Source organism: Micromonospora sp. LOL_013 (assembly GCF_048060315.1).
Lineage (GTDB): Bacteria > Actinomycetota > Actinomycetes > Mycobacteriales > Micromonosporaceae > Micromonospora_E.
Genome location: NZ_JBHMIQ010000081.1, coordinates 1 through 3,069 on the forward strand (window position 1 = coordinate 1; position 3,069 = coordinate 3,069).

The 3,069-nt window shown below is 71.0% G+C and carries 4 protein-coding genes; 3 read left to right on the plus strand and 1 reads right to left on the minus strand.

Annotated features, from left to right (window positions below):
* The first annotated feature begins 227 nt into the window (after positions 1 to 227).
* The gene (locus ACFHWS_RS28350) at positions 228 to 749 is read left to right on the plus strand and encodes a phosphotransferase (RefSeq protein ID WP_416569559.1); all 522 of its coding nucleotides are present in this window, start codon (positions 228 to 230) and stop codon (positions 747 to 749) included.
* Positions 750 to 820: 71 nt separating this feature from the next.
* On the opposite strand, the gene ACFHWS_RS28355 is transcribed toward ACFHWS_RS28350, so the two are convergent.
* A complete protein-coding gene (locus ACFHWS_RS28355) occupies positions 821 to 1,648 on the minus strand; it encodes a DUF72 domain-containing protein (RefSeq protein ID WP_416569562.1) in 828 nt (275 codons plus the stop codon).
* A gap of 235 nt (positions 1,649 to 1,883) precedes the next feature.
* Here ACFHWS_RS28355 and ACFHWS_RS28360 point away from each other — a divergent pair, with 235 nt between their 5' ends.
* A complete protein-coding gene (locus tag ACFHWS_RS28360; RefSeq protein ID WP_416569560.1) occupies positions 1,884 to 2,561 on the plus strand; it encodes an HNH endonuclease family protein in 678 nt (225 codons plus the stop codon).
* A gap of 129 nt (positions 2,562 to 2,690) precedes the next feature.
* Positions 2,691 to 3,069, plus strand: a 379-nt coding sequence (locus ACFHWS_RS28365; RefSeq protein ID WP_416569561.1) for a hypothetical protein, incomplete at its 3' end; no start/stop codon positions are given.

Genomic DNA, 3,069 nt, shown 5'->3' on the forward strand with positions numbered 1-3,069 from the left:
ACTACGCCCAGTGGGAGACCCAGGCCGCCGAGCTGGTCGCCCAGCACTGGAACAGCTGACCCGAAACAAGCTCAGCGCGAGGGCCGGACCCCGGGTACGGGGTCCGGCCCTCGCCCGTTGCCTGAGTCGCTGGTCGACAGTGGTGGCGACCACCGATCAGCCGGACAGTGACCGGCGGGCGGCGGCGAGCACCTCCGGGTCGGTGCAACCGGCCGCGTAGCCGGCGGATGTCGCGGCCCAGCAGCCACATCCCGACCCGGTCGGCGACCGGCACCGGCGGTCGGCCGTTCAGTGGCGGCGGCCGGGGCGGTGAGCTGTGCCGGCATGACGCCTGGATGCGGACCTGCTTCGACCGCAGCGAACATCTGCTGGACGTGCCGGCGCTGCGCCGGCTGTGGGGACGGTTGCGGGAGCTGCCGCGCGAGACACCGGACGCGATGGTGCACGGCGACCTGATCCCCGGCAACGTCCTGGTCCGCGCCGGTCGGCTGGCCGGGGTGCTGGACGTAGGTGGTCTACGGCCCGCCGATCCGGCGCTGGAGCTGGTGGCCGCCTGGCATCTGCTCGACGAGCGGCCACGCTCGGTGCTGCGTGAGCGACTGATCTGCACCGAGCTGGACTGGCAGCGCGGCAAGGCGTGGGCGTTCGAGCAGTCGATGGGCGCGGTCTGGTACTACCTGGACAGCTTCCCGGCGATGAGCCGGATGGGTCGCCGGACCCTGGCCCGGATTCTGGCCGACGGGGCGTGAGCCGGGTCCGACCGTGGCGGCCGGCAGCCCGGTCAGGGCAAGGTGGCGGCCGGCAGTCCGGCCCGTGCCGGTCAGAACAGGGTCAGCGGCTGCGCCGGGATCGGCTCGGGCAACGGGTCGAGCTGCGGCAGCGCGGACCGTACCTCGTCGTGGAAGCGGCGGGCCAGAGCCGGCGCGTCGGCGTTGTCCGGGGTGTGGATGAACACCGTCGGCGAGCGGCCCTGCCGCAGCCAGGCCACCGATGCTTCGACCCAGCGCCGCCAGCCGGCGACGGTCTGCTCCACGTCGTCGCGGCCGAGGTAGCGCACGATCGGCAGGTCGGTCAGTGCCCGGGTGCGCAGCGGGGCGCGGGGCTTCTTGACCCAGGCGTCGCGTTCGGCGTCGCTGGTCGGCTCGGCGGCGAAGAACGTCGTGGTGTCGAACGGAACCCACTCGGCGTCAACGTCCGTCAGTACCCCTTCGAGTAGCCGGGTCGCGGCCGGGTCGGTGAAGAACGCCGGGTGGCGGACTTCGACGGCGTACCGGTGGTCGCGGGGGAGTTGGCGCAGGAAGCGGGCCAGGGTGGGTACGTCGTCGGGGCCGAACGACGCCGGCAGTTGGGCCCAGATCGCATGGGTACGCGGTCCGAGCGGTGCGATCGCGTCGAGGAAGGCGTGCAACGGCTCGTCGGCGTCGGTGAGCCGGAGGTCGTGGGTGACGGTCCTCGGCAGTTTGAGCACGAAGCGGAAGTCGGGGTCGGTCTGCGTCGCCCAGGTGGCGGCGGTCTCCCGGGTCGGGGTGGCGTAGAAGGTGGTGTTGCCTTCGACGGCGGTGCACCAGGCGGCGTAGTGGCGCAGCCGCTCGGCCGGCGGTAGCGGGTGCGCGATCAGCCGCCCCTGCCAGGACTTGTGCGTCCACATCGCACAGCCAACGTGCAGTCGGGGTACTGCCGGCGACGGGGAAGCGGTGTCGGTGTTCGGCACGGCGACAACGATAGAGCCACTCGGTTGGAGCGCTGGACTTAACGCCGTATTCATCAACCTGTTCTGATCAAGGTAATTGAGGGGCTTAGATTTCCGGTGTCGACCTGCCCGCCGTATCCCCAGGCCGGAGCGCCCGACCCGGCCGCGGTGGGCAGCGACGCCAGGAGCCCTCATGGCCCACCGTGCCGCCACAGTCAGCGTCCGCCCCACCATCGGCGTCCGTCGTGCCGTCAGCGCCGCCGTCGCCGCGACGATCGCCGTCATCGTCTCGCTCACCCTGACCGCCGTCCCCGCACAGGCCACCCCACCCAACATCCCCTCCTACAGCACGGCGCTCAGCCGGCTGAACTCGCTGACCGTGGCCGCCGAGTCGCACCAGTCCAGCTACAACCGGTCGCTGTTCCCGCACTGGATCACCATCACCGGCAGCTGCAACACCCGGGAGCAGGTGCTCAAGCGCGACGGCAGCAACGTCGTGGTCAACAGCAGCTGCTACCCGACCTCCGGGTCCTGGTACAGCCCGTTCGACGGGGCCACTTGGACGCAGGCGTCGGACGTCGACATCGACCACATGGTGCCGCTCGCCGAGGCGTGGCGTTCCGGTGCCTGGGCCTGGTCCACCGCTCGGCGTCAGACGTACGCAAACGACCTCGGCGGGCCGGAGCTGTGGGCGGTCACCGACAACGTCAACCAGGCCAAGGGCGACAAGGACCCGGCCGACTGGCAGCCGCCACTCGTCTCGTTTCGTTGCACCTACGCCCGAGCCTGGATCCAGGTGAAGTGGTACTACGACATGACAGTGGACAGCGCGGAGAAGTCCGCCCTGTCCGGCATGTTGGCCACCTGCTGACCTGACCGGCCTGTCGGGCAATCCGGCTACCCTGCCCCGCATGAGTCTAGCGGTAACGGTCGGATCACAACGGCACTGTCCGGCATCGACGACGAGAGGGCGGCGCGTAGCCGCGCCGCCCTCGACCAGTTGAGCGCCGCGCTGGCCGCCGAGGGCGTCAACTGGCAGGAGCAGTACGTCGCGGCGGTGCCGTCGACCCGGCCGCACCTGCGCAGCCTGCCGACCAGCTGGCTGCACCAGCTGCGCCGGGTGCTGGTCCTGGTGGATCTGGACCGGCCGGTCACCCCGATCACCGACGCGAGTGGGCTGACCGCGGACCGGGAGCTGATCGACGATCAGGCGTCGATGCTGGAGTCGCACCTGCTGTGCCACTCCGACACCGCCGGCTACCGGAATGCGGGCCAGTGCTCCGGCCTTCAGGCCGGGGGTGTAGGCCCGCGCTGGGAGGGGCCGCCAGGGCCCGAGTGGTGCCCTAAGCCGGACGGTTCTGCTGCTCGATGTACTGCGT